Raw genomic sequence first — 24,680 nt, forward strand, 5'->3', positions numbered from 1 at the left:
ATTTAAAAAAAAAAATCAATAAAAAAAATATAAAAATATTTTAATTATGTTAATATCTGTCAAGTGAATAAATCATTTCTTAAATTTACTACTGACTTTGGACCTTTAGCGATATTCTTTTATTACTATTACAATAATGATAAAAACTTATCAGTTGCAATTCCTCCACTAATAGTTGCAACATTAGTCGCACTGTTTATTGTTTGGTTTTTTGAAAAAAAAATACCCATGATGCCATTAATAAGTGGTATCTTAATCACATTTTTTGGAGGCCTAACAATTTATTTTAATGATCCAGTTTTTATCTATGTTAAACCGACAATTATTAATATTTTATTTGCACTTGTATTATTTTTTGGAAAATATTTTACAAATGAGCCAGTTCTTAAAAAAATTATGGGCAAGTCAATTGCTCTAACTGATATTGGTTGGGAATTATTAAACAAAAGATGGATGTACTTTTTCTTCTTCCTTGCAATCCTAAATGAATGCATCTGGAGAACGCAAACAGAAGAGTTTTGGGTTAATTTTAAGGTATGGGGAATGTTGCCAATAACCCTTGTCTTTACAGGATTTCAGATATCATTGATTAATAAACATAAACTTGATGAATAGAAACTTAAAGTTAGTCGTAAATAATCCTCACAAACAAATAGAGGAAAGACAATTTTTTGAAAAAAACGAACTTAAAATCATTTTAGATCTATATGCAAAAATGGTTTCAGAAGGATCGTGGAAAGACTACGGTTTAAATATTTCTAACAGACAGGTTAGCTTTAGTGTTTTTAAAAATGCAGCAGAGAATGCTTTATATAAAATTTGCAAAAACTTTAAACCCAGTAATAAAAATCTAAAATATTTAATTACAGACTCTAATGGTAAAGTTTTAAAAAATTCTTTTGATCTAGAAATTTTATTTAAAAATACTAATTGGAAAAACCTTAAGAAATAATAAAGACTATCGTCTTTGTCCAAATAATCTTAATAACATTATAAATAAATTTATAAAGTCTAGGTAAAGAGTTAAAGCACCCATTACAGCTTTTTTACCCATCAACTCACCAGTATCGCTTGATACATACATATTTTTAATTTTTTGAGTGTCATAAGCAGTAAGACCTACAAAAATTAAAACACCTAGAATTGAGATTACAAAATCCATCATTGAAGATTTTAAGAACATGTTAACAACTGATGCAACGATAATACCGATTAAACCCATCATTAAAAATGATCCTAATTTTGTAAGATCTCTTTTAGTTGTATAGCCATAAATACTCATTGCGCCAAAAGTAATAGAAGTAATAAAGAATACTCTAGTAATACTGGCTCCAGTATAAACTAGGAATATTGAGGATAACGATAACCCCATTAAAGAGGCAAAAACCCAAAAAGTGGTCTGAGCAGCTGAAGCTGTCATTTTATTAATCCTAGCACTCATGTAAAAAACTATTCCAAGTGGAGCAAGCATTACTACCCATTTGAAACCTGAAAGAAATATTGTGTTTCCTAAACTTGTTAATGATGTAATTGATCCATTGGCATCTGTTACTACAGATAGTTTGAAAAATATTAAAGATATAAGTCCTGTTAGTAAAATACCTGAAGCCATATAGTTATAGACTTTTAGCATGTAGGCTCTTAAGCCCTCATCCATTACTACTGTTGATTGTTGTGCTTCTTTAACTTTGTTTAGTATGTTTTGTTTATTGAATTCCATGCACTATATATAATAGCCTTTTACTATTATTTCAAGATGTCTTAATAAGGTTAAAATTATTATGAATTATAAAAAACTAGGAAATACAGATCTAAAAGTAAGCACTATTTGTCTCGGCACAATGACTTGGGGTGAACAAAATACCCAAAATGAAGGTTTTGAACAAATGGACTATGCCTTAGACCAAGGTGTAAATTTTTGGGATACTGCAGAAATTTATTCCATTCCGCCAAAACAAGAAACATTTGGAGATACAGAAATAATTATTGGAAACTGGTTTGAAAAAACAAAAAAAAGAGACAAGGTAATCTTGGCCTCTAAAGTTTGTGGACCTATGAGAGAATATGTAAGAGGTGGTGGCAATCAATTTGGAACAAAAAATATTACCGAAGCACTCGATGGAAGTTTAAAGAGATTAAAAACTGATTACATTGATCTATATCAATTACATTGGCCTGAAAGAAAAACAAACTTTTTTGGTCAATTGGGATATGAGCATAATGATACTAATGAATGGACTCAATTTGAAGATATTTTGGGAAATTTAAAAAAATTTATTGATCAAGGAAAAATAAAACATGTTGGTTTGTCAAATGAAACACCATGGGGACTATCTAAATTTTTAGAACTATCTGAAAATAAAAAACTTCCAAGAATGCTCTCAGTTCAGAATCCTTATAATTTACTAAATAGAACTTATGAAGTTGGTCTTGCAGAAATGTCTGTCAGAGAAAAAGCCGGTTTGTTAGCATACTCTCCTTTAGCTTGTGGTTATCTATCTGGAAAATATAGAAATAATCAAATGCCAAAAGGTACAAGAATCGAACGTGATGGGGAATTTTGGACTAGATATAATAAACATAATTCAAGTAAAGCAGTGGATGCGTATTACGAAATTGCAAAAAAACATAATCTAGACTTAGCTCAAATGTCTTTAAAATTTTTAGAAATTCAGCCTTTTGTAACATCAGTTATTATTGGTGCTACTACTATGGAGCAGTTGAAAACAAATATAGAAAGTGTAAATATAAACCTAAGTGAAGACATAATTAAAAAAATAAATGAAGTACAAAAAATTTATCCTAACCCATGTCCATAATTAAAAATTTTATAATCATATTTTTTCTAACTACTTTAATTAGTCAAACTAATGCTGACGAAGTTAAAAAAATGGGAAAACATAAAGACTGGGAGACTTATGTAATAAACTCTAACACTGGTAAAGTTTGTTTTGCTCAATCCAAACCCGTTTTACAATCACCCAAAGGAAATCCTAGAGAAGCAAGGTTATTTATTAGCTTTAGGCCTGGGGAAAAAATAACTAATGAAATAAGTGTTACAGCTGGGTACGAATTTAATAATAAAAATTCTGTAATAGCTCAATCGGGGAAAAATAAATACAAACTTGACCTTATTCAAGATAGTTTTGCCTGGATGAATGGCACTAAACTTGAAATTAAAATGATTAAAACTATGAAAAAAGGTTCTAGAATAATGATTACGGGTAATACTCAAAATGGGTCCTCAACAATTGATCATTATTCTCTACTAGGATTTACTAAAGCTTACAATGCTACCAAAGCAAATTGTAGCTAAATAAATGAAATCTAATAAAAAGATTGTACTCGCATATTCTGGGGGACTAGATACTTCTATTATCTTAAAGTGGCTACAGGAAAACTACGATGCAGAAATTATTTGTTATACTGCTGATGTTGGTCAAAAAATTGATAAAAAAAAGATTATAAGAAATGCAAAAAGATTAGGTGTTAAAAATATTATTATTGAAAATCTAAAAGATACCTTTGTAAAAGACTACGTTTTTCCAATGCTTAGAGGGCATGCAGTTTATGAGGGTGTTTATTTATTAGGTACTTCAATTGCAAGACCTTTAATTGCAAAACGACAAATTGCTGCTGCCAAAAAATTTGGGGCTTATGCTGTTTCACATGGATCAACTGGAAAGGGAAATGATCAAGTAAGATTTGAATTAGGTTATCATTACTTCGGGCCAAAAGTAAAAATTATTACACCATGGAGAATATGGAAATTAAACTCTAGAACAGATTTAATTAAATACGCAAAAAAAAATAATATTCCAATTCCTGTAGATAAAAAAGGTGCTCCTCCTTTTTCTATTGATGATAATCTATATCACACATCAACTGAAGGTAAGGTTTTGGAAAACCCAAAAAATTCAGCTCCTGAGTTTCTTTTTCAAAGAACAGTTTCCCCTGAAAAAGCACCTAACAAAGCTTCATTTGTAACTATAGGATTTAAAAATGGAGATCCAATAACTGTTAATGGTAAAAAGTTATCACCTGGAAATTTATTAGAAAAACTTAATGATGTTGCTGGTAAAAATGGAATAGGTAGAGTTGATTTGGTTGAGAACAGATTTATTGGGATTAAATCTAGAGGTGTTTATGAAACGCCCGGTGGAACATTGTTAATGTCTGCTCACAGAGCAATTGAGTCTGTTACTTTAGATAAAGAAACTATGCATAAAAAAGATGAGATTATGCCTAAATATGCTGAACTTATTTACAATGGTTATTGGTATTCAAAAGCAAGATTTAAACTTCAAAAAATTGTAGACCTTAAAAAAAATAAGGTAAATGGATTTGTTAAACTTAAATTATACAAAGGCAATGTTACAATAATGTCTAGACGGACAGAAAGTAATGCCTACTCAATGAAAAAAGTTTCTTTTGAAGAAAATAAAACCTTTAATAAATCAAACGTAGAAAGATTTATTAACTTTCATAAACAAAAACTTCGTTCATAAATTAATGAAAATAAAAGTATTTGCTGACACAATTTGTGGGTGGTGTTTTATTGGTCAGACAAGATTAAATAAAGCTTTAAAGGCATTTCCTGAAACTAAGTTTGATATAGAACATATTCCATTTCAACTAAATACCGACATGCCTAAAGAAGGAATTGATAGAAGCAAGTACTTAGAAATAAAGTTTGGTGGAAAAGAGTTTGCTCAACCAATGTATGATCAAATGACTAATGAGGCTAAAAAAGAAAATCTTAATTTTGACCTTGATAAAATAAAAAAAACACCAAACACTGTATTTTCACACTTATTGATAGAACTAGCCCAAAAAACTAATTTACAAAATGAAATTAAAGAAAAAATATATCAATCATATTTTATTGATGGTCTCGATATTGGAAGTAAAGAAATCTTAATTAATATTGGAAAAGAATTTAATATTAATGCAAATGTAATTAATGATTTTTTTAATTTAAAAAATATTGAAAACATTAATTCATATATTTCAGTTGCAAGAGAAAAAGAAATTAATGGAGTGCCTTTCTTAGAAATAGGAACAGATTTTGTTTCGGGCGCTCAAAGCTCTACGAACTTAGAGGGTATAATAAGGTCTAATTTAAGCTAAAATTAAAGGACACTTTATCCTTTGCCTTTAATGTATAATTATCTATTCTAAACTTATGGAATCATTAAAAAATTGGATGATAGATGCAGCTAACATTTTATTTGATGATAGCAAAAATGATCTAAGAGCTTTACCAAGATCTGTGAGATTACAAATTTTATTAGTTCTAAGCTTTGTTTGGACAACTGTTTTTAGTTTATATATTTTTTCTTATACAACTTTTGCCTTTGGTTGGGCTGGTCTTTATATAGCACACGTTGGACTTATTTTTGCAGTCTATATGACATTCAAGCATTTTCATAAGGCAGAAGCGCAATCTAGTAGCGTATTCCAAACTAAAAATTTTGATCCATTTAAAATTATGGTTATTGTTTTTGTTATTGTGTTCATTTTTGTATTTTCTAAGGGAATAGAGATTTTAACAAGCCCCAATCCTAGCTCTTACTCAATCCCATATGATGGTCCATCAAAATCAGTGTTTGAAAAATGGCTACCATTTAGTAAAGATAAGTAATGGAAAAAATAGCAAAAACTTTACAACTGGCTCTAATGTGCATTATTTTAGTAAGCACAGTAATTGCTGTTGGTATAGAAATAAAAAATATGTTTCTAAATCAATCTGTAATGTTGGCAGATTTGCTTTTAATGTTTCTTTATCTTGAGGTGTTAGCAATGGTTCGCGTTTTTTGGAGTCAGCAATCGATCAGTATAACTTTGCCTCTTCTAATTGCGATAACTGCTCTAGCCAGATTTATTATTTTGCAAGGAAAAGAAATGGACCCATCAGCATTAGTTTATGAAGCTGTAGCTATAGTTCTAATTGCATCAGCAATAGTTATTCTTAGATTAAGACATAGTGATAAATTAGGCCTAAAGAAAAGAAAATCTAAATAGTTTAAAATGGTATTTGAAGCTTCAAGGGCTAAAGCCGTTGATCAACTAAATAATTTTATTGAACAAAATCTTACAGATTATTCAAAGCTAAGAAATTTTGATTTTGGACCTGATAATAGATCTAATATTTCTTGTTTATCCCCCTATATAACCCACGGAATAATTAATGAATTAGAAGTAATTGATAAATCCCTTAAAAAGTTTTCATTTGTAAAAAATGAAAAATTTATTCAGGAAGTTCTATGGCGTGTATATTGGAAAGGTTGGTTAGAATTAAGACCTAATGTTTGGTCAGATTACTTGAATAAATTAGGCAAAATTAAAAATGAATTCAAAAACAATCAAAATTATTTGAATGCAATTGAAGGAAAGGCAAATGTAGATTGTTTTAATCAATGGGTAATTGAACTTAAAGAAAATAACTACCTTCATAACCATACTAGAATGTGGTTTGCTAGCATTTGGATTTTTACACTAGAATTACCATGGCAGTTAGGAGCAGAATTTTTTATGCAACATCTTTATGATGGCGATCCTGCATCAAACACTCTTGGTTGGAGATGGGTAGCTGGGGTTCAAACTCAAGGTAAACATTATCTAGCAAGTGAATGGAATATAAATAAATTTACTAACAATAGATTTAAAAACATAAAACTTAATGAAAATGCCACACCAATATTCAGTGATAAAACTTATCCTATTAATAAAAAAGATTTTTTAAATTCTGAAATTTTAGAGGATCAAACTTTATTAATATTTGAAAATAATATGACTTTTGAATTTTCTGATTTTAAAGAACATAAATTTAAAAAAATTTTGTTAGTCTTGAATGATACAAATAGAACTATCAAATTGAGTGAAAAAGTGTTGAAGTTTAAGGCTAATCTTTTAGAGGATCAAAAAACAAGATTGGAAGAAAAATCAATTAATTGTGAAACTATTAACATTAATGATTTAAAAAATATTACTGAAGAAGTTTATGCTCTTTATCCAACTGTTGGTGAAAATTTAGACTTCATTCAAAATAATCAATTAAAAAACATAAAATTTTTATATAGAAAATTAGATCGGTTTTCTTGGCAATATTGTAATAAAGGTTTTTTTAATTTTAAAAATTATATTCCTAAAATTATTGCTAATTTTAATTAAGCTAAAAAGGTTTTAATACCATCTAAAATATATTGCACACTCAATCCAACAAGAATAATAGCTACCACTCTTGAAATAACTCCAATTATTTTTTTATTTATTATTTTAGAAAATTTTGAAGCTATAAAAAAAATTATAAAAGTTAAAAATAAAACAGATACTAATGAAATCATTCCTACAGTTTGGTTAGTAAAATTAGTTCCAATATCTGAGACTGAGACTATTACTGAAGTAATAGCTGCTGGCCCTGCAATTATAGGAGTTGCTAAAGGAAAAATGCTAACATTATCAGAGTTAAGATCTATATCTTCTTCTTTTCTTTGTTGACGCTTGTCAAACAGCATCTCTATTGCAATTATCAACAAAATTATTCCTCCACCAATTGTGAATGCTGGATAAGAAATATTTAAATAACTTAGTAATGCACTTCCAAGTAATGCAAAAAATAATAATATAATTGAAGCTATTATTGTTGCGCTTAAAGCTATTCTTATCTTTTTGTTAGTATCCATATTTTGAGTAATACTTAAAAACAATGGAGTATTTCCCAGTGGATCAATAACAATAAAGTATAGAAAAAAAGTTTGAATAAAAATCTCTGACATATGGTTTATCTATCTCTTTAAAACAATATTACAATTTAAATTAAGATTTTTTTAAAATTTTCGTAGAGTGTTTTTGAATATTTGTTCATATCAGTCATATTATTTTTTGCAGCTTGATCAAATTTTTCTAACGCACCCTCACCTAATTGATCCTCAAGAGCTTTTTTATACTCAGGCACACAGCCCCACTCATTAACTGTTGTGTCTTTAATCTCGATATGAAACTGAATTCCATAAGCATGATTTTGATATTTAAAAATTTGATATTTTGTTACAGGTGATGAGGCCAACAAAGTAACATCTTTATTATCATCTATTCCTTGAACTTCATAGGAATGCCATTGTAAACTTTTAATTTGTTTTGGAAATTTTGAAAATAAAATATCTTCATTTTTTTCTTTAGTAAAATTTATATCCATTATTCCAATTTCTGCTGGGTTAGATTTTACTACCTTGCCACCCACAACTTCTCCTAATAACTGACAGCCTAAACAAAAGCCTAAATAAGGTTTTTTTAAATTTACAACAAATTCTTTAATTGCTTTTTTTTCTTCAATTAACCATGGGTATTCTTGCTCCATAAAAGTATCCATTGGGCCACCCATGCAAAACATTCCATCAAATTTATTTAGATCACTTGGAATTTTTTCACCTTCATCCAACTCTATTGTAGTTAGTTTAAATCCATCATCCAACATAAGATCTTTTATGTATCCAGGATCTTCAATTTTGATGTGCTGCAAGACAATTATATTCATTGCTAATTTATAGTATTTTAGAATGAGTTCTATAACAATATTTTAACTATATAATTATATAATTTAGCTACCTAACCTTAGTAAGCCTAGGTAGCTAACTTTAATTATCTAATTTATGCTTTATCTCCGTATTCAGTCATGTGTTTTGGAATTCTTTTATTTTTTCCATACATAAAATGATTTTCCATCTTCTCTCTATATTTACTTGCTGGAACAGTTAAGCCAACTGACTCGGCAACTTCTCTAATCAGCATTGGGTTTGCTCCACAGCATACTCCAAGATAATGTATTCCTAAAATATTTGCCCATTTTGCAAATTGACCTATTTCATATCTATTACAAAGAAGTGGATCTAGAGCTGTAGGAAATGTTCTTCCATGTGGTGATGGACATTGACAATTACTTCTATCTGGTAGATTAAAAAATGTTGGGTAATCTTCACTGGTTCTATAAGGAATAGGTAAAGCTCCAACATGACATTTAACTGCTTTTCTAATCTCTTTTAAAAAGGGCAACATGGTTGCTGGCCCTCTAAAACAATTTAAACCAACAACATCTGCTCCACGCTGTTCAAGCTCTTTACAGGTATCAACAACAGATTTTCCATCTCTCATTTTATTTTCACCCATTGGAGATATTGTTAATACTGTTGGTAAACCAGTTTTTTTCATAATCTCAACTGCTTTAAAAGCTTCTTCAGCATAATAAAAAGTTTCACCAATTAACATGTCAGCCCCTTCTTCAACGGCCCAACCAATCATTTCAGAAAACATTCCCTCAACTTCTTTTTGAGATTGAGAATCGTTATGTTTCCAAATGTTTGAATTAGAGATATTACCTGCCATCAAATTTGGTTTTGATCCTTTGGGAGTATCCAGTGCTACTTTTTTAGCAATTTTTAATGCTGAACGGTTTAGAGGTTCAAGAAGTTCTTCTTTACCTATCACGCGCATTTTTTCTCTATGCCCATTATAAGTAAAGGCTTCAACAATATCAGATCCTGCATGCTGAAATTCTCTATGTAAATTTTCTAACACTTCAGGATGATCTAGGGATACCATCGGAACAAATTCACCAGATGCCATATACCCACGTTTTTCTATTTCAAACAAAAAACCTTCTGCACATATAACGGGTCCTTTATCTAATCTTTCTTTTAGTCTATTTGTACTCATTTTTTTTCTCCATCTTTTTTGGAGAAAAAAGGTTACATTCTAACAAGAGGGTTAAGTTCATAGGTCTCTTTTCTCCTTTTTAGTGCTTAAGCAAATGCAGGGCGCACAATATGGTTCAACTGCCCGGCTTAATTTTATAAAAGATAAAAAAAAACCACCTGTCTAAAGCGGTGGTTGAAGTGTCGCTTTAGCAGGATTTGTAAAGCGCTCTGCAATTTAACTTAACTCAGCGCAACTAGATATCACCACTTTTTTCTATAATTGTCAAATAAAATAATAAATTAAAAAGTACCTGCTGAATTTCCCAATAGTTACTAGAATTACAAATTCTACGAATCTAACCCTAAATAATCCTGCTGCTAATGTTAGTGGATCTCCAATAACTGGCACCCAGGCAAATAATAATGACCATTTACCAAATTTACTAAACCATTTTGATGATCCTTTTATTTGTGCTTCTTTAAATGGAAACCATTTTCTTGTAGTAAGAGTTCTTGAATAAAATCCTAGAGCCCAGTTAACAACTGACCCTAAAATATTACCAAAGCTTGCAACGATTAATAATAATAAATTATCATAATTGGATGTTGCAATTAATCCTGCCAATGTGAGCTCAGATGAAAATGGTAAAATGGTTGCAGCTAAAAAAGATATAGCAAATAAAGATAAGTAGATCACTTAGAGCACTTCTTGGAACAATACTTTACCTTATCCCAATTAAGCTTCCATTTCTTACGCCAAACAAAAGGTCTTTTACAAACAGGACAAACCTTTGAAGGCAAGTTTTCTTTTTTCATTAAAAAGTATTTTGTTTAATAAATTTATCAGCTTCGGATAAAATCATCTTTTTTCTTTCATCTTTCATTTTATCAAAAACATAAACCATCATTGATAATCTAGGGTTCTTTAAAAAAAATTTTCTGTTTTTATTTATAAATCTCCAGTACAGGCCATCCATCGTATTACACCACTCCCCTTTTTTAAAATCCATCATCTTCATAAAATAACTTGATCCACAAATGTATGGTTTCGTTGCAAAAATACCTCCATCACTAAATAAACCCATTCCATAAACATTAGGAACCATCACCCAGTCAGATGAGTCCACAAACATTTCCATAAACCACTTGTAAACAGTCGTTGGCTTAACCTCACAAAGGTTCATTATATTTGATAAAATCATCAGTCTCTCAATATGGTGGGACCAGCCATGATTAACAGCATTTTTAATTGCATAATCTAATGGAGGCAAACCAGTTGTGCCCTCATACCAAGATTTTTTCATTTTTCTATTATGTTTAAAAAAATTTTTAGTTTCCATTTCATCAGAATACCCTTGATAAATTCCACGCATAAACTCTCTCCAGCCTATTATCTGACGAATATAACCTTCGAGTGAGTTCATTCTAATTTTATGTTTTTTATGAAATTCTAAAATTTTTTGAATGATAATCTCAGGAGTTATCAATCCTAAATTAATGTATGGACTTAAAGCGCTATGAAATAAAATATTGTCTTTTTGATTAACAGCATCTTCATAGTCACCAAATAAATTTGATTTTTCTTTAATAAAAAAATCTAAAAGCTTAACAACATCAGCATATTCAGTTGCAAGCCAAAAATCATTAGTGCTACCAGGATGATCTTTAAATAATTTCTCAATAATAGGTTTTAATTTTTTAGTATGACTGGTTTCATTAATTTTTGGAAATTTTGTTATTGAAATATCTTTTGGTAGCTTATTTCTATTATCTTCATCAAAACTCCATTTACCTCCAATAGGATTTCCATCTGCCCCCATCAATATTCCAGATTTTTTACGAACCTCTTTATAAAATGTTGCCATAAAAGGTTTTTTTGATTTTGCTAAATAATTTTTAAACTCATCTCTTGAATTTAGAAACATTGGAGTTTGAACAATATTCCAGTTAATTTTTTCTTTTTTTAAAAATTGTGAAATTTTCTTTTCAAAAAATTTATCCTCAACTTCAAAGCTTGAAATCTCAGTAATTTTTTTTTGGTCAATGATAATTTTTAATTTCTTAAAATAAGTGTCTTTAAAATTTTTGTCCTCAATTTTAGAATATTCAACTTTGTACTTATTCACCTTAAGCATGTCTGCATAAGACCTCATAGAAGATAGAAATAGCAATATCTTTTGCTTATGATGCTTTTCATAAGTACATAGCTCATAGTCTTCTGCCATGTAAAAAGAGTGTTCCTTTTTGAAGCGGTCTACGTATTTTAATGGAAATAATTGATTGCCAAGTATAAAAAACAATTTCATAGTTAAATATAACTAAATAAAAATTATATGTCAGAAAAATATCTTATTTTTGGTGCGACAGGTTCTGTTGGCTCTAGCTTAGCTGAACAATTAAAAAATTCAGGCAATGATATTCATCTAGTTGCAAGAAATGAAAGTGAAGTTAAAGTAATTGCAGAAAAATTGGGTTGCTCTTATACGGTTGCTGATGTTTTAGAAGATGGGTTTATAGAAAAAATAAAATCAGATATTAATGAAATTAAGGGTATTGCTTATTGTGTAGGATCTATTGATTTAAAACCATTAAGAATGGTAACTGAGGCTGACATGAACAAATGTATGAAACTAAACCTTTACTCAGCTATTGAGGCTATAAAAGGATTTCAAGAAAGTTTAAAAAAGAACAAAGGTTCAGTAGTTTTATTTTCAACTGTTGCCGCTCAAAGAGGTTTTACTAATCACACAATTATTGCTTCTGCTAAAGCTGCTGTTGAAGGATTAACTGTTACACTGGCTGCTGAGTTTGCTCCACATATTAGGGTAAATTGTATTGCACCAAGTTTATCAAAATCTAAAATCGCAGAGCCAATGTTAAAAAATCCTGCCATTGCAGAAGGAATTGCTAAAGCTCATCCTCTTAAAAGATTGGGTGAAGGAAAAGATTCTGCAGCGCTTGCTAAGTTTTTAATTACTGAAGAGAGTTCTTGGATTACTGGACAGATAATAGCCGTTGATGGTGGTAGATCAAAACTTTCTTAAGGTGAAAAAATATTTTTTATTCATAATTTTTTTTCTTTTATTCGCCTCAAAAAGCTACTCCAACAATTATACATTCACTAAAATAATAGAGTTAGATGAACCTTGGGGATCTTCATTTATTAATAATAATGAAATCATTATTACTGAAAAAAGTGGAAAAATTAAAATTGTTAATATTACTTTAAAAGAAGTTACAGAGATTAAACATAATCTTAATTTTCTAGAAGTTGGCCAAGGTGGATTATTAGATATTATTCACCAAGATAATACACTATGGATTTCTTATTCAGAAAATAGGGGGAATTCGAAAACAAGTACATCAATTGCAAAAGCACAATTAAATAAACAAGAATTAGATTTTAAGAATATTTTTCAAGCAAACCCTCCAATAGATTCTGGTTATCATTTTGGTTCGAGATTAGCAATTAAGGGTGATTATATTTATGCATCAGCTGGCGAACGAGGCCAAGGCATGATTGCTCAAGATTCCACAAAACACCCTGGTAGTATTATTAGAATTCATACTGACGGTAGTATTCCAAAAGATAATCCAAAATTTGAGGGTAAGAAAAACTGGTTACCTGAGATTTATCAAATAGGTGTTCGTAATCCACAAGGTTTAACTCTCTCCGATTATGATGGAAAAATATATTTAAGTAATCATGGAGCAAGAGGTGGCGATTGGTTTGGAGAAGCTAAAAAGGGAGAAAATTATGGATGGAAAATTTTAGGCTGGGGAGGAAAAAATTACTCAGGAACAAAGATAGGTCCTAAATGGAAGCCAGGTTTTACTAAAGCGATCCAATATTGGGTACCTTCCATAGCTACTAGTGCTATTACAATTTATAAAGGAAATGAGTTTAAAGAATGGAATGGGCATGCACTAGTTACTTCATTAAAAGATAAATCTTTAAGGAAATTAAAATTTAGTAATCTTGCTAATGTCAGAGAAGACATTATATTTAAAAACAAAATTGGTAGAATAAGAGATATTCAAGTTCATCCAACTAATGGTAAAATTTTTTTTTTAAGTGAAAATGCTTTATGGTTAATGGAAAAGAATTAATCTTAATTTGATGAAATATTTTTTAAAATTATTTTCTGTAAAGTTTTGCTAATAATAATTGTACCTTTTTCATTTGGATGTATTCCATCACTTAAATTTAATTCAGGTTTTAAAGCAACACCTTCTAGCAAAAAAGGTATCAATGGTAGATTATATTGCTTTGATAAATCTGGATAAATTTGATCAAAATTATTTTTATATTCAATCCCATAAGAGGTTGGTGCAATCATGCCTGCCAAAATTACTTTAATATTTTTGCCTTGTGCAGTTTTTATTATTTTTTCTAAATTATTTTTAGTCTCTTTGGGCAGAATACCTCTTAGCATATCATTTGCTCCAAGACCTAAAATTACTAAATCAATATTAGGCTCTGATAGTGTCCATTCAACTCGGTTTACACCACCAGAAGAGGTGCTTCCAGAAACGCTGCCATTGACTACTTCAATTTTGTAACCTTCCAATATTAATTTTTCTTGTAAAACTACCGATAAATGATGTTCATTATTCAAGCCGTACCCAGCCATCAAACTATCACCAAATAATACAATTTTTTCTATTGCAGATACTTTTATAGCAACTAGACAGAATATAATTATTTTAATAATAAAACTTTTATTCATGAGCACTCTTCTTAAATTAAAAAACATTAATCTTAAATACCAAACTAACAAAGAAACTATAAAAGTTTTAAACAATGTTGATTTAACAACAAAGAAAAAAGATACTATCTCTATTGTTGGTGAAAGTGGCTCAGGAAAAACTAGTTTGATTATGTTAATTGGAGGTTTAGAAAAAGCAACCTCGGGGAAAATTTATTTCCAAGATCAAGATTTGACTACTATTTCTGAGGATGAAGTTTCAAAAATAAGAAGAAAAAATATTGGAATTGTATTTCAATCTTTTTATTTAATCCCAAATTATACAGCAGTTGAAAATGTTGCTTTAACCTTGGAGCTAAACAAACTTAAAAACCCTGAACAACAAGCAAAAGAATTATTAGATCGATTTGGATTAAAGAACAGATTTAATAATTTGCCAAGTCAATTATCAGGTGGGGAACAACAAAGAGTAGCTATAGCAAGAGCAATAGCCATGAAACCTCAATTAATATTAGCTGATGAACCAACTGGTAATCTGGATAGCGAAAACTCAGTAATGATATCAAATATATTATTTAAGTACGTCAAGGAAGAAGGTTCTTCCTTAATTATGGTAACTCACGACCCTAAACTAGCTAATAAAGCAAAAAGAAGAATTAAGATTAAAGATGGAAAAATTGTTTAAAATTTCTGAATTTAATTTAATTTTAAAATATGCGTTTAGAGATCTTGTTAGAAACTATCGTAAAATTTTTAGTATTATTCTCACTTTATTTATCAGTCTTTTTATTTTAAGTGCAATTTTAACTATTGAAGACAGTTTAAAAAAAGAACTAGATGATAATGCTAAGTCTTTATTGGGGGGAGATGTTGAAATTGATTACAATAGAGTTCAGGGAAATTTAGAGTTAATAGATAAAGTAAAAGAGTTTACAACAGTTTCTTCAATGGTTGAATTTACAACCATGGTCTCAGCAATAAATGATAACGATCAGTTATTATTTACTCGAATTAAAACAGTTGATGAAAAATATCCACTATATGGAGAAGTTGTTCATGATCCAGTTGGAGCAATGGATAGAATTCATCAAGAAAAAAATACCATTATTGTTAATGAAAATATTTTTAAAACTTTAAATCTCAAAATAAATAAAAAAATTAAAGTTCAAAATCAATTATTTACAGTTGTTGGAGTGATAAAATCATTACCTGATGTTAGTGGCTTTGTAGCATTTGGTGATTTTGCAATAACAAGTAAAGAAACTTTAGAACTATTACAGCTTAATAGTTTGGGTAGCTTTTTAAATTATGAATATAAGGTTAAGTTTAATGAAGGAGATAATACAAAGGTAGTTAGAAATAAAATTAAAGAAATATTTAAAGATGATCTAGCGGTAAGACTGCGTTATCCTGAAAATTCAGCTAGCGGTCTTAGAAGAGTAATTGATAACTTTTCACAATTTTTATCCCTTGTATCTATTAGCGCTATGTTAATTGCTGGTATTGGTATCGCAAATACTCTTCTATCTTTTATTAATCAAAGCAATATGTCTATTGCAGTAAAGAAAGCTTTGGGGTTTTTTTCATTAAATATAAAGACAATATATTATCTACAATTATTAATTTTACTTACTTTTGTAAGTGTCGCTTCTTATGTGCTAAGTTTTTTGCTAGTTCCAGTGGCTGATATATATTTATCTGAAGGTCTAGGATTAAATATTAAACCCTTATTTTCATTAACTAATTTTATTAAGATATTCCTTGTTGGTATGTTGGTACTAATCATTTTTTCCATTCCAACTATTAATGCAATTGATCAAGTAAAAGCCTCTAACTTATTTAGAAATGTATTTCAAAATTTAGAATTTTATTACTCAAAAAAATCTATCTTTGTAAGTTTATTATTTTTATCAGCTTTAATGATGTTATTTGTGATTGGTTCAGCAAGACCTTTGTATAGTTTGGTTTATTTTTTAGCTTTTTTCATTTGCTTAATTGTATTTTTTTTACTTTCTAAATTTATTGTTTTTTTACTAAAAAGTTTAAAAAATATGTCCAATATCCCACTTAAAGTTTCAATTAAGAATATTACTCAAACGAAAGGTATTACTCCAATCACAATTATGTCTTTGGGTTTAGGTGTAACTTTATTATTAACACTAGCATTGGTTGGTACAAATTTTAAAAGAGAAATTGCAAAATCTATTCCTGAGATCGCACCTGATTATTTTTTTATTGGGATACAGAATTCTGATCGAGATTTATTTGAAAGTGCAATTATTGAAATGGATTCTAATGCAAAATTAGAAATAGTGCCTTTAGTTGCAACAGGTATTGTTAAGATTAATGGAATAGATCCAAGAACTTATATTAAAAAAGATAATAATAGTTATTGGGTAATTGGAAGTGATAGGCGTTCATCATGGACCGCTGAGGTTCCTGAAGACAATCCAATAACTGAAGGTAAATGGTGGGATCTATCGAAACCTAACAAACTTCAGATTTCATTAGATAGTGAAGTTGCAAAAGATTTTAATATAAAATTGGGAGATATTTTTACACTTAATATTTATGGAAGAGAGATTGAAGGAAAGATAATTAATTTTAGAGCAGTTGATTATCGAGATTTATCTATAAATTTTGCTATGTTGTTCAATCCACAATTTGCAAGCACTATTCCACACGAATATTTAGCAACAGCTAAATTTGAGGATCAAACAAAATTCAAAGAAACCAAACTATTAGAAATACTACCAAGTATTTCAATTATAAGAATTGCTGATTATCTTAAAAAGGTAACTAATATATTAAACAAAGTTTTTATCGCTGTAATTTTAATTTCAGCAATTACAATTATTATAGGCTTAATTGTTATCTCTAGTGCAATTATTGTACAAGGTAAGATTAAAGAATTTCAAAACTTAGTTTTTAAAATTTTAGGTTTTTCAAAAAAAGAAATTATTCTATCTTCTGTTATAGAGTTTATTTTAATATTTTTTTCAGTAATACTAATCGCAATATTTTTTGCTATAATTGGTTCTTATTATGTTATTGAAAACATCTTTCAATTAGTCTGGCAATTGGATTTGCAAATACTATTTAATATTAGTGGAGGTATTGGTTTGATAACATTAGCTTTAATCATGTTAACAAATTTAAAATATTTAAACCCAAAAGTTTATCCTCTGATTAGGAATCAATAAAAAATTAATCTTAATTTGATAAAATATTTTTCAAAGAGTTTATTTCTCCAATTTTAAAGATAATAGCATCATCTTTTTTAAAACCATATTTTTCAGCACTTGCTTTAAATCGTACAGGTGGTTCCATGATGGGTTCTAGAGATAAAACAAAAGTTCCCCAGTGTGTTCCCATAACTTTTTTACTTCTTAAATCTTTAGCTACATTTAAAGCTTCTTCTGGTGTTGTGTGATAAATCGATTTATCAAACATAGGTTTAAAGTCATAAGCTCCAATATTAATCATTGTTAAATCAATTGGACCATATTTTTCACCTAATTCTTTATAAATATTTCCATAACCAGTATCGCAAGCAAAAAGTATTTTTTTACTTTTGTATTCAATTAAGAAATTTCCCCAGAGTGTTTTATTCATATCTGTTAAGCTCCTTTTAGACCAATGAACTGCTGGGAGTAATGTTACTTTTAAATCTTCATTAACTTTGATTTCTTCGTACCAATCCATTTCATTTACATCTTTAAATTTATTTTTTGTAAAATATTTTCCAAGATTTAGAGGTGTTAAAACTTTTGTATCTTTAAACGGATATTTTCTAATAGTTCCCATATCTTGATGATCATAATGATTATGTGTTAATAGCAATAAATCAGTCTTTGGAATTTCATTTAAATCTAGGGCAGGCTCAGTAAATCTATCTGGGCCAAAAATTAAAGGTCCTGCATTTTTTGAAAATACAGGGTCAGTAATAATTGTTATATCTCCTAACTTAATTAAGTAAGTAGCATGACCAATCCAAGCAATATAATCCTCATTTTTATACTTTGCTAAATCAGATAAAACTTTTTCTTTATCAACAACGTGTTCTTTTGGAACAGTCATGTCTATTTTCTTTTTCAGCTTAATGAATTGTGTATATGAAAACTTGGCCTTGCTAGTTCTAACGGGTGATCCTTCTGGGTTTCTAAAAGTTCCATCTGGTAAATGATGATGAGGTTTTTTTTCCATAGCAATTATTGAAGAGTTATAAATAATAATTAAGAATAAGAAAATTAAAAACTTTATCAATTATAATTAGATCTTTATTTTTGAGATCTTTTAAAACACTCAATAGTATTCTTTAACAAGCAAGCAATGGTCATTGGTCCTACACCACCCGGAACTGGAGTTAAAGCTTTTGCAACTTTTGAAACTTCATCAAATGCAACATCGCCTACGATCCCTTTATCCGTTTTGTTAATACCAACATCAATAACGATTGTATCTTTTTTAACCCAATCTGCTTTTACAAGCTCAGGAATACCAACAGCAGCTACAATAATATCTGCTTCTAGGCATTCAGCTTTTAAATCTTTTGTTTTAGAATGAGTAATTGTTACGGTACAATTTTCTTTTAAAAGCAACTGTGCCATTGGTTTACCATTTAGATTTGATCTACCAATCATAACCGCTTTTTTACCACCTAAATTTGGTTCAATTTTTTTAATCATTAAATAGCATCCTAAAGGAGTGCAAGGGACTGAGCTTTCATAACCAGATGAAAGATTACCGACATTCATTGGGTGAAACCCATCCACATCTTTTCCTGGTAAAATAGTTTCAATAACTTTTTGCTTATCAATATGTTTTGGTAAAGGTAATTGAACTAAAATTCCTGAAATATTTTCATCTTTATTAAGTTCTTTAATTTTATCCAATACTGTTTTTTCTTCCACAGCTTCTGGGTATCTGATTACTTCAGATCTTAATCCAACTTCATTCGCTGCTTTTTCTTTCATACGAACATAAATTTGACTAGGTGCCATATCTCCGATTAAGATAACAGTAAGTCCAGGGACTTTATTGTGTTTAGATTTAAGCTCTACAACCTCTTGTCTTAATTCTTCTCTAAGTTCAGCTGCTATTTTTTTTCCATCTATTAAAATCATAAGGGCTCTTTAAAAGATAATTGGTGCAATGTACAGCTTCATACACATTTCTATAAACCAAATCAATAAAAGTAATACTACTGGTGAAATGTCTAGTGATCCTAAATTAGGTAAAAAACCTCTTATTTTATTAAGTGCTGGATTTGTTAATCTATAAGTCATCTCTAAAATAGAATAAACAAATCTATTTTGGGTATTTAAAACGTTAAATGCAACTAGCCAACTAATAACCACATTGGCTATAACTATGTAGGAATAAAGTTTTAATATCTGAAGTGCTAAATAAAAAATAGCTATCATTTCTTCTCAATATAAATTGACTGGCTTGGGAAAGCAAACGCTGCTCTATTTCCTTCTACAATTTGTTTTATTTTAATTGCAAGTTTTTCTTTGACTTCTAACCATGTTGAAAAACTGTTAGAGCTAGTGAAGCATCTAACTCTCATATCAATAGAACTGTCTGAAAATTTTTCAACTCTAACTGCAACTCCTACAGTATTGTCAAAATCATTACTTTTCTTAATATGATCCTCAATTTCATTTCTTATTTTTTTTAGCTGCTCAACTGTAGTGTCGTATTGAAGAGTTATTGCCCAATCTATTCTCCAGTTAGTTGTTTCACTAATGTTTATAACTGCATTTTCTGCAAACTGAAAATTAGGAATTATAGCTAAGGATTTATCAAACTTTCTTAAAACTGTTGATCTAAAACCAATTTTTTCAACGATTCCTTCAATGATACCTTCTACCAAAATCCAATCCCCTATCTTAAATCTTTTTTCAACTAAAACTAAAATTCCTGAAATCAAATTTTTAAATAAGTCTTGTGCACCTAACGCAACTGCAACACCAAACAAACCAAGTCCTGCAATAATTGGTCCAATTTTTATACCCCAAAGTTCAAGAACAGCTGCTAAACCTAAAATAAAAATTAAAATTTTTAAAGATTTAATAATCCATCCAATTAACTCACGAGTTAACATCTTATCTAATCCACTCAATATATAAGAAATTGGTTCAACAATTTGATGGATTAACCAGAAAATTAAAATAGTGATCAGTGTTCTGTTAATTGTATCAACTACAGCTCTAGCATCTTCGCCAAAAGACATATAGTAACTCGCAATAAAAAATCCCAAAACAATTGGTAAAAATCTAGCAGGTCCTACCATTGCATGAACAAAAGTATCGTCTAATTTATTTGTAGTTCTCTTTGCGATGGCTTCTAGTCTTTTAATAATAACTTTACTTATTATTCCTCTAAAAACTAAGAAAATAAAAAATATTCCTATACCAATAAGTATTTGAAAAATATCAACTCCACGAATTCCATTAGACCAAACAGAGATAAACAGGTCACTAAAATTATTAAATATGTCCATAATTAAATTTTATATAGCAAAAATTCTTCTTCTCCAGGGTTAAAAAGGAAAATTTTTTTCCATTTAATTTCATTAAGAATTGAAGAAGATTTTTCTCCAATACACATTAAATTAGTATTCATCCATAGGGTTTCTAGCTGATAATTCTTAATTATTTTTAAAAAGTTAATGGCACAATTTTGTGAGTATATATAGATGATTTCTGGAATTTTTAATTTTATTTTTTCAATAAAGTCTTCATCGTACTTTTCAATTGGGTTGGCTCTATAATTAATCACTCGTTCTACAGTGTAACCATTTGAAATTAAATCCTGATCTAAATTGCTAGAGATGGCTTCCCCGCTAATATAAAGGAGCTTTCCTTCGGAAGAGTTAAAATTTAGTAAGATTAATTCTTTTAAATTATTTACATTTCCATCAGCAGCAAAGACATTTTGAAAACCACCACTTCTAGCTTTCTTTTCAGTGGCACTTCCAACGCAAAAACATGCTATTTTTTTATCAATACTTTTTATATCTAAAAATTTAACAGCATTAGCACTTGTAAAAATAACCCCTCTAAACTCAGAATAATTTAAGTTCTCATATTTTAACCGCTCAATACTTATTAGAGGTAAGTGAGAAACTTCATGACCAAGAGATTGAAATTTTAATATCATTTCATGACAATCTTCTAGGGGACGTGTGAGTAAAATATGCATATTATTTTTTATAAGAATTATTAGATATCTTTTTGAGAGTTTTTCCCATCTCTATTCCTAATTCGTCAGCTTTATCTACATTTTCAGATGATTTTAAATGAAACCTTTCGCTACCATCTAATGAAAAAAGCTCTGCCTCAAGATTAATCTTTTCACCATCAATACTAGCGAATACTCCTACTGCCGTTTCACAATCTCCTTCTAAAATTTTTAAAACATTTCTTTCAGCTTTTATGGAATTATGTGTTGATTGGTGATTAACTTTTTTTAGTAATTGAATTAGCTCTTCATCATTATTTCTGCATTGTAAGGCAATTACTCCCTGACCTGCACAAGGTATTATTTCTGTAGTAGAAAAAGTTTGGGATATATTCTTATCTAACCCTAAAGAATTAATTCCTGCATAAGATAAAATAATTGCGTCATATAAATTATCATAAAGGTATGTTAATCTTGTATCAACATTGCCTCTTATTAGTTTGCACTCCAGATCTTTTCTTATTTGCTTTATCTGAAACTCTCTTCTAAATGAAGAGGTCCCAACAATTGCATTTGGGGCTAAGTCTTTTAAATTTTTATTGTCTCTACTAATTAAAATTTCTCTTGGATCATTTCTTTCCAAAAAACAATTTGTCAATAACCCTTTGGTTTCTTCAGAAGGCATATCCTTTAGTGCATGAACTGCTATGTCTATTTTATTATCTAATAATTCGTGCTCAATAGTTTTTGAGAAAAGTCCCTTTCCACCCACTTCTGATAACCTTTGATCTTGTACTTGGTCACCTTTAGTAACAATTGCTTTAACGGCCACCTCTTCAATTCCAAAGTTTTTTGTGTAGCTTAAGATTCTTTCTCTAGCTTTTTCAGCATAGATCAGTGCTAATTTACTTCCTCTTGAGCCTATAATAATTTTTTTATTTTTCATTTAATTGCTTTATACTTCATACTTGTATTGAGATTATATTATTACTAAAAATTATTTAATGAATAAAAAACCCTTAATTCTAGGAATTGAATCAAGCTGTGATGAAACAGCAGCTTCTATAGTGACTGAAAATAAGCATGGTATGCCAATAATTTTATCAAACATAGTTTCAAGTCAAACAGATGTTCATAAAGAATTTGGGGGTGTTGTTCCTGAACTTGCTGCTAGATCTCATATTGAAAAAATCGACTTAATTACAAAAAAAGCACTAAATGAGAGTAAAATTAAAATAGAGAATATTGATGCTGTAGCAGCTACTGCTGGACCAGGCTTAATAGTTTGCTTATCTGTTGGATTAAGTTTTGGTAAAGCAATTGCCTCTTCGCTGAATAAACCATTCATTGCTGTTAACCATTTAGAAGGTCACGCATTGAGTCCAAAACTTAACGCTAAGCTAAACTACCCCTACTTATTGCTTTTAATTTCTGGAGGTCATACCCAATTTCTAAGTGTGAATGAATTAGGAAAATATAAAAGATTAGGAACCACAATTGATGATGCGGTTGGTGAAGCATTTGATAAGACAGCTAAAATGCTAGGTATAGAATTTCCAGGAGGACCCAAAATTGAATTGTATGCAAAAAAAGGTAACCCTAATAAGTATGAATTACCAAAACCAATTTTTAACAAAGGTGGATGTAATTTATCTTTTGCTGGACTTAAAACTGCAGTTCTTAGAATTGTAAAAAAAATAAAAACAGATCAAGAAAAATATGATCTTGCAGCTTCTTTTCAAAAAACTGTTGAGGAAATATTATATAAAAAAACAAAAATTGCTTTTAATGAATTTAAAAAAATAAATGGAGATAAAAATAATACATTTGTTGTTGCTGGAGGAGTTGCTGCTAATAAAAAAATTAGACAGACTCTTACAAAACTTTGTGAAGAAGAAAATTTTAATGCTATTTTTCCACCAATTGATTTATGTGGTGATAACGCTGCTATGATTGCAATGGTCGGTATGCAAAAATTTAAATTAAACCAATTTAGTGAACTAGATCATCCAGCAAAACCTAGATGGCCACTAGATGTAGATGCAGCTTTTTTAAAGGGTGCTGGTATAAAATTATAATAAGTATTATCTAAACTTAGGTCCAGACATCCATAAAGCTAGCGTATGCCTAGTGCCTGAAGTTAATTTATTTACTTTATGATTTGTAAATGAAGGAAAAACAATTGCACTACCTGGTTCATTAAATTCTTTGCATATCACTTCTTCACCTTTAAATAAAATTAACTCACCTCCTTCATATTTTTCCTCTGAAAGATTTAGTAGGCATGTTAACTTTATATCTTTTATGGGTGATTTGGGTGTTGCATCTATGTGCCAACTATATTCAGTTCCCTTTTTATAAGAATTATAATTTAAAATTTTTTGAGATGTTAATTGATGTAAATCAAACCCAAAACTAGAAATATTAGCAGTATGACAATAATCAATAAATGGAAAAATAAATCTTTGTATTGTTCCAAGTTTTAAAAATTTTATTTCAGAGGTCTTTTCTGCACTTATTGCTGGTGCATCTTTTGCATCAACGTTAAGATTTTTTTTTATAATACTATTAATTTCCCTAATTTGTTCGACATTAAATAATTTTTTTGCAAATGAGTATGTAGCTTCACGCATATAATTAATATAAGTAGTTATAACTAATTATGCAATACTGGTTAATGAAATCTGAGCCTGATGTATGGTCAATTGATCAACAAAAAAAATCAGGAGCTAAAGGCGCTCCATGGGATGGCGTACGAAATTACCAAGCAGCCAAAAATTTAAAAAATATGAAAAAAGGGGATCTTTGTTTCTTTTATCATTCTAATATTGGAAAGGAAATTGTTGGTATAGTTGAAATTATAAAAGAAGCCTTTTTAGATAAAACTGACAAGAAAAAAAAATTTGTAGCTGTTCAAGTTAGGTTTAAAAAAAAACTAAAAAAAAGTATAACACTAGAAAATATTAAAAAAAATAAGGCTCTTAAGCATTTATCCCTTATTAAACAAAGTAGGCTGTCAGTGATGTCGATAGACTCAAAAAGCTGGAAAATCCTAAATAAGATGGGTAGTATTTAAAAATCTCATGCCAAA

The 24,680-nt window shown here is 29.2% G+C and carries 30 protein-coding genes and 1 riboswitch; of the genes, 15 read left to right on the top strand and 15 right to left on the bottom strand.

Translation table 11 applies throughout. The features are described 5' to 3' along the window. Positions 1-63: 63 nt before the first annotated feature. The gene (locus ABXT56_RS06450) at positions 64-615 is read left to right on the top strand and encodes a septation protein A (protein ID WP_415299886.1); all 552 of its coding nucleotides are present in this window, start codon (positions 64-66) and stop codon (positions 613-615) included. Continuing rightward, on the top strand, positions 608-952 hold the full coding sequence (locus ABXT56_RS06455) for a DUF2794 domain-containing protein (protein ID WP_415299887.1): 345 nt from the start codon (positions 608-610) through the stop codon (positions 950-952). The genes ABXT56_RS06450 and ABXT56_RS06455 overlap by 8 nt, the downstream gene beginning before the upstream one ends. Positions 953-958: 6 nt before the next feature. Here the strand turns inward: ABXT56_RS06455 and ABXT56_RS06460 are convergent, their stop codons facing one another. Then, the gene (locus ABXT56_RS06460) at positions 959-1,720 is read right to left on the bottom strand and encodes a Bax inhibitor-1/YccA family protein (RefSeq protein ID WP_415299888.1); all 762 of its coding nucleotides are present in this window, start codon (positions 1,718-1,720) and stop codon (positions 959-961) included. A 61-nt stretch (positions 1,721-1,781) separates the two neighbouring features. Here ABXT56_RS06460 and ABXT56_RS06465 point away from each other — a divergent pair, with 61 nt between their 5' ends. From ABXT56_RS06465 to ABXT56_RS06495, 7 genes are read left to right on the top strand one after another with little or no spacing between them, the layout of a single operon-like run. Next, positions 1,782-2,819 carry an aldo/keto reductase gene (locus tag ABXT56_RS06465; RefSeq protein WP_415299889.1) on the top strand — a complete coding sequence of 346 codons (1,038 nt, stop codon included), beginning with the start codon at positions 1,782-1,784 and terminating at the stop codon, positions 2,817-2,819. Then, the gene (locus tag ABXT56_RS06470) at positions 2,810-3,316 is read left to right on the top strand and encodes an invasion associated locus B family protein (protein WP_415299890.1); all 507 of its coding nucleotides are present in this window, start codon (positions 2,810-2,812) and stop codon (positions 3,314-3,316) included. The genes ABXT56_RS06465 and ABXT56_RS06470 overlap by 10 nt, the downstream gene beginning before the upstream one ends. Before the next feature lie 4 nt (positions 3,317-3,320). After that, a complete protein-coding gene (locus ABXT56_RS06475; RefSeq protein WP_415299891.1) occupies positions 3,321-4,508 on the top strand; it encodes an argininosuccinate synthase in 1,188 nt (395 codons plus the stop codon). 4 nt (positions 4,509-4,512) lie between these two features. Beyond that, on the top strand, positions 4,513-5,130 hold the full coding sequence (locus ABXT56_RS06480; protein WP_415299892.1) for a DsbA family oxidoreductase: 618 nt from the start codon (positions 4,513-4,515) through the stop codon (positions 5,128-5,130). A gap of 55 nt (positions 5,131-5,185) precedes the next feature. Next, positions 5,186-5,644: a hypothetical protein gene (locus ABXT56_RS06485; RefSeq protein WP_415299893.1), complete on the top strand. Its 459-nt coding sequence runs from the start codon at positions 5,186-5,188 to the stop codon at positions 5,642-5,644. Continuing rightward, positions 5,644-6,024, top strand: a complete 381-nt coding sequence (locus ABXT56_RS06490) for a phosphate-starvation-inducible PsiE family protein (RefSeq protein ID WP_415299894.1) — start codon at positions 5,644-5,646, stop codon at positions 6,022-6,024. Before ABXT56_RS06485 ends, ABXT56_RS06490 begins: the two co-directional genes overlap by 1 nt. Positions 6,025-6,030: 6 nt before the next feature. Further along, positions 6,031-7,173: an FAD-binding domain-containing protein gene (locus ABXT56_RS06495; RefSeq protein ID WP_415299895.1), complete on the top strand. Its 1,143-nt coding sequence runs from the start codon at positions 6,031-6,033 to the stop codon at positions 7,171-7,173. Here the strand turns inward: ABXT56_RS06495 and ABXT56_RS06500 are convergent. The 6 genes from ABXT56_RS06500 to ABXT56_RS06525 all read right to left on the bottom strand — a co-directional run bounded on the left by ABXT56_RS06500 (position 7,170) and on the right by ABXT56_RS06525 (position 11,998). Beyond that, positions 7,170-7,778: a MarC family protein gene (locus tag ABXT56_RS06500; protein WP_415299896.1), complete on the bottom strand. Its 609-nt coding sequence runs from the start codon at positions 7,776-7,778 to the stop codon at positions 7,170-7,172. The two genes, ABXT56_RS06495 and ABXT56_RS06500, sit on opposite strands and share 4 nt — an antisense overlap. Positions 7,779-7,813: 35 nt before the next feature. Further along, on the bottom strand, positions 7,814-8,536 hold the full coding sequence (locus ABXT56_RS06505) for a type 1 glutamine amidotransferase (protein WP_415299897.1): 723 nt from the start codon (positions 8,534-8,536) through the stop codon (positions 7,814-7,816). A gap of 113 nt (positions 8,537-8,649) precedes the next feature. Next, a complete protein-coding gene (locus ABXT56_RS06510; RefSeq protein ID WP_415299898.1) occupies positions 8,650-9,711 on the bottom strand; it encodes a homocysteine S-methyltransferase family protein in 1,062 nt (353 codons plus the stop codon). A 69-nt stretch (positions 9,712-9,780) separates the two neighbouring features. Further along, a riboswitch (SAM riboswitch) is annotated at positions 9,781-9,845 on the bottom strand. Between the two features lie 130 nt (positions 9,846-9,975). Beyond that, on the bottom strand, positions 9,976-10,389 hold the full coding sequence (locus tag ABXT56_RS06515) for a YqaA family protein (RefSeq protein ID WP_415299899.1): 414 nt from the start codon (positions 10,387-10,389) through the stop codon (positions 9,976-9,978). Continuing rightward, a complete protein-coding gene (locus tag ABXT56_RS06520; protein WP_018413654.1) occupies positions 10,386-10,508 on the bottom strand; it encodes a DUF2256 domain-containing protein in 123 nt (40 codons plus the stop codon). Before ABXT56_RS06520 ends, ABXT56_RS06515 begins: the two co-directional genes overlap by 4 nt. Beyond that, the gene (locus tag ABXT56_RS06525) at positions 10,508-11,998 is read right to left on the bottom strand and encodes a cryptochrome/photolyase family protein (protein ID WP_415299900.1); all 1,491 of its coding nucleotides are present in this window, start codon (positions 11,996-11,998) and stop codon (positions 10,508-10,510) included. The genes ABXT56_RS06520 and ABXT56_RS06525 overlap by 1 nt, the downstream gene beginning before the upstream one ends. Before the next feature lie 27 nt (positions 11,999-12,025). On the opposite strand from ABXT56_RS06525, the gene ABXT56_RS06530 reads away from it, so the two are divergent. Together ABXT56_RS06530 and ABXT56_RS06535 are read left to right on the top strand one after the other, a co-directional pair. Beyond that, positions 12,026-12,736 carry an SDR family NAD(P)-dependent oxidoreductase gene (locus ABXT56_RS06530; RefSeq protein WP_415299901.1) on the top strand — a complete coding sequence of 237 codons (711 nt, stop codon included), beginning with the start codon at positions 12,026-12,028 and terminating at the stop codon, positions 12,734-12,736. Beyond that, positions 12,711-13,802, top strand: coding sequence for a PQQ-dependent sugar dehydrogenase (locus ABXT56_RS06535; RefSeq protein WP_415299902.1), 1,092 nt, complete (start codon positions 12,711-12,713; stop codon positions 13,800-13,802). The genes ABXT56_RS06530 and ABXT56_RS06535 overlap by 26 nt, the downstream gene beginning before the upstream one ends. 2 nt (positions 13,803-13,804) lie before the next feature. Here the strand turns inward: ABXT56_RS06535 and ABXT56_RS06540 are convergent, their stop codons facing one another. Beyond that, positions 13,805-14,422, bottom strand: a complete 618-nt coding sequence (locus ABXT56_RS06540; protein WP_415299903.1) for an arylesterase — start codon at positions 14,420-14,422, stop codon at positions 13,805-13,807. Between ABXT56_RS06540 and ABXT56_RS06545 the strand changes: the two genes are divergently transcribed. Next, positions 14,421-15,086, top strand: a complete 666-nt coding sequence (locus ABXT56_RS06545) for an ABC transporter ATP-binding protein (RefSeq protein WP_415299904.1) — start codon at positions 14,421-14,423, stop codon at positions 15,084-15,086. The two genes, ABXT56_RS06540 and ABXT56_RS06545, sit on opposite strands and share 2 nt — an antisense overlap. Next, positions 15,070-17,604: an ABC transporter permease gene (locus tag ABXT56_RS06550; RefSeq protein WP_415299905.1), complete on the top strand. Its 2,535-nt coding sequence runs from the start codon at positions 15,070-15,072 to the stop codon at positions 17,602-17,604. Before ABXT56_RS06545 ends, ABXT56_RS06550 begins: the two co-directional genes overlap by 17 nt. A gap of 10 nt (positions 17,605-17,614) precedes the next feature. Here the strand turns inward: ABXT56_RS06550 and ABXT56_RS06555 are convergent, their stop codons facing one another. The 6 genes from ABXT56_RS06555 to hemC form a co-directional block, all read right to left on the bottom strand. Further along, positions 17,615-18,607, bottom strand: a complete 993-nt coding sequence (locus ABXT56_RS06555) for an MBL fold metallo-hydrolase (RefSeq protein WP_415299906.1) — start codon at positions 18,605-18,607, stop codon at positions 17,615-17,617. Between the two features lie 74 nt (positions 18,608-18,681). Continuing rightward, entirely contained in the window at positions 18,682-19,527 is an 846-nt protein-coding gene (locus ABXT56_RS06560; protein WP_415299907.1) for a bifunctional 5,10-methylenetetrahydrofolate dehydrogenase/5,10-methenyltetrahydrofolate cyclohydrolase, read from the bottom strand. A 9-nt stretch (positions 19,528-19,536) separates the two neighbouring features. Continuing rightward, positions 19,537-19,827 (bottom strand): YggT family protein, encoded by a 291-nt coding sequence (locus ABXT56_RS06565; protein WP_415299908.1) that lies wholly within the window; start codon positions 19,825-19,827, stop codon positions 19,537-19,539. After that, positions 19,824-20,909 carry a mechanosensitive ion channel family protein gene (locus tag ABXT56_RS06570; RefSeq protein WP_415299909.1) on the bottom strand — a complete coding sequence of 362 codons (1,086 nt, stop codon included), beginning with the start codon at positions 20,907-20,909 and terminating at the stop codon, positions 19,824-19,826. The genes ABXT56_RS06565 and ABXT56_RS06570 overlap by 4 nt, the downstream gene beginning before the upstream one ends. A gap of 2 nt (positions 20,910-20,911) precedes the next feature. Continuing rightward, positions 20,912-21,610 carry a uroporphyrinogen-III synthase gene (locus ABXT56_RS06575; protein WP_415299910.1) on the bottom strand — a complete coding sequence of 233 codons (699 nt, stop codon included), beginning with the start codon at positions 21,608-21,610 and terminating at the stop codon, positions 20,912-20,914. Between the two features lies 1 nt (position 21,611). After that, positions 21,612-22,535, bottom strand: a complete 924-nt coding sequence (gene hemC, locus ABXT56_RS06580; RefSeq protein ID WP_415299911.1) for a hydroxymethylbilane synthase — start codon at positions 22,533-22,535, stop codon at positions 21,612-21,614. A gap of 58 nt (positions 22,536-22,593) precedes the next feature. On the opposite strand from hemC, the gene tsaD reads away from it, so the two are divergent. After that, positions 22,594-23,667, top strand: coding sequence for a tRNA (adenosine(37)-N6)-threonylcarbamoyltransferase complex transferase subunit TsaD (gene tsaD, locus ABXT56_RS06585; protein ID WP_415299912.1), 1,074 nt, complete (start codon positions 22,594-22,596; stop codon positions 23,665-23,667). A 6-nt stretch (positions 23,668-23,673) separates the two neighbouring features. Here the strand turns inward: tsaD and ABXT56_RS06590 are convergent, their stop codons facing one another. Beyond that, entirely contained in the window at positions 23,674-24,222 is a 549-nt protein-coding gene (locus ABXT56_RS06590) for a 2OG-Fe(II) oxygenase (RefSeq protein ID WP_415299913.1), read from the bottom strand. Between the two features lie 29 nt (positions 24,223-24,251). On the opposite strand from ABXT56_RS06590, the gene ABXT56_RS06595 reads away from it, so the two are divergent. Beyond that, a complete protein-coding gene (locus tag ABXT56_RS06595) occupies positions 24,252-24,665 on the top strand; it encodes an EVE domain-containing protein (RefSeq protein WP_415299914.1) in 414 nt (137 codons plus the stop codon). Positions 24,666-24,680 lie beyond the last annotated feature (15 nt).

This window comes from Candidatus Pelagibacter sp. Uisw_134_02 (assembly GCF_047720265.1).
Classification (GTDB): Bacteria; Pseudomonadota; Alphaproteobacteria; order Pelagibacterales; family Pelagibacteraceae; genus Pelagibacter.

Bases quoted from the DNA above. Each gene is read 5' to 3' on its own strand.
- ABXT56_RS06490 (WP_415299894.1), top strand. From the start codon at position 5,644: ATGGAAAAAATAGCAAAAACTTTACAACTGGCTCTAATGTGCATTATT.
- ABXT56_RS06565 (WP_415299908.1), bottom strand. From the start codon at position 19,827: ATGATAGCTATTTTTTATTTAGCACTTCAGATATTAAAACTTTATTCC.
- ABXT56_RS06560 (WP_415299907.1), bottom strand. From the start codon at position 19,527: ATGATTTTAATAGATGGAAAAAAAATAGCAGCTGAACTTAGAGAAGAA.
- ABXT56_RS06590 (WP_415299913.1), bottom strand. From the start codon at position 24,222: ATGCGTGAAGCTACATACTCATTTGCAAAAAAATTATTTAATGTCGAA.
- ABXT56_RS06555 (WP_415299906.1), bottom strand. From the start codon at position 18,607: ATGGAAAAAAAACCTCATCATCATTTACCAGATGGAACTTTTAGAAAC.
- ABXT56_RS06510 (WP_415299898.1), bottom strand. From the start codon at position 9,711: ATGAGTACAAATAGACTAAAAGAAAGATTAGATAAAGGACCCGTTATA.
- ABXT56_RS06465 (WP_415299889.1), top strand. From the start codon at position 1,782: ATGAATTATAAAAAACTAGGAAATACAGATCTAAAAGTAAGCACTATT.
- ABXT56_RS06525 (WP_415299900.1), bottom strand. From the start codon at position 11,998: ATGAAATTGTTTTTTATACTTGGCAATCAATTATTTCCATTAAAATAC.
- ABXT56_RS06505 (WP_415299897.1), bottom strand. From the start codon at position 8,536: ATGAATATAATTGTCTTGCAGCACATCAAAATTGAAGATCCTGGATAC.
- ABXT56_RS06550 (WP_415299905.1), top strand. From the start codon at position 15,070: ATGGAAAAATTGTTTAAAATTTCTGAATTTAATTTAATTTTAAAATAT.
- ABXT56_RS06485 (WP_415299893.1), top strand. From the start codon at position 5,186: ATGGAATCATTAAAAAATTGGATGATAGATGCAGCTAACATTTTATTT.
- ABXT56_RS06595 (WP_415299914.1), top strand. From the start codon at position 24,252: ATGCAATACTGGTTAATGAAATCTGAGCCTGATGTATGGTCAATTGAT.
- ABXT56_RS06530 (WP_415299901.1), top strand. From the start codon at position 12,026: ATGTCAGAAAAATATCTTATTTTTGGTGCGACAGGTTCTGTTGGCTCT.
- ABXT56_RS06500 (WP_415299896.1), bottom strand. From the start codon at position 7,778: ATGTCAGAGATTTTTATTCAAACTTTTTTTCTATACTTTATTGTTATT.
- ABXT56_RS06480 (WP_415299892.1), top strand. From the start codon at position 4,513: ATGAAAATAAAAGTATTTGCTGACACAATTTGTGGGTGGTGTTTTATT.
- tsaD (WP_415299912.1), top strand. From the start codon at position 22,594: ATGAATAAAAAACCCTTAATTCTAGGAATTGAATCAAGCTGTGATGAA.
- ABXT56_RS06520 (WP_018413654.1), bottom strand. From the start codon at position 10,508: ATGAAAAAAGAAAACTTGCCTTCAAAGGTTTGTCCTGTTTGTAAAAGA.
- ABXT56_RS06545 (WP_415299904.1), top strand. From the start codon at position 14,421: ATGAGCACTCTTCTTAAATTAAAAAACATTAATCTTAAATACCAAACT.
- ABXT56_RS06570 (WP_415299909.1), bottom strand. From the start codon at position 20,909: ATGGACATATTTAATAATTTTAGTGACCTGTTTATCTCTGTTTGGTCT.
- ABXT56_RS06460 (WP_415299888.1), bottom strand. From the start codon at position 1,720: ATGGAATTCAATAAACAAAACATACTAAACAAAGTTAAAGAAGCACAA.
- ABXT56_RS06470 (WP_415299890.1), top strand. From the start codon at position 2,810: ATGTCCATAATTAAAAATTTTATAATCATATTTTTTCTAACTACTTTA.
- ABXT56_RS06475 (WP_415299891.1), top strand. From the start codon at position 3,321: ATGAAATCTAATAAAAAGATTGTACTCGCATATTCTGGGGGACTAGAT.
- ABXT56_RS06455 (WP_415299887.1), top strand. From the start codon at position 608: ATGAATAGAAACTTAAAGTTAGTCGTAAATAATCCTCACAAACAAATA.
- ABXT56_RS06495 (WP_415299895.1), top strand. From the start codon at position 6,031: ATGGTATTTGAAGCTTCAAGGGCTAAAGCCGTTGATCAACTAAATAAT.
- ABXT56_RS06575 (WP_415299910.1), bottom strand. From the start codon at position 21,610: ATGCATATTTTACTCACACGTCCCCTAGAAGATTGTCATGAAATGATA.
- ABXT56_RS06540 (WP_415299903.1), bottom strand. From the start codon at position 14,422: ATGAATAAAAGTTTTATTATTAAAATAATTATATTCTGTCTAGTTGCT.
- hemC (WP_415299911.1), bottom strand. From the start codon at position 22,535: ATGAAAAATAAAAAAATTATTATAGGCTCAAGAGGAAGTAAATTAGCA.
- ABXT56_RS06535 (WP_415299902.1), top strand. From the start codon at position 12,711: ATGGTGGTAGATCAAAACTTTCTTAAGGTGAAAAAATATTTTTTATTC.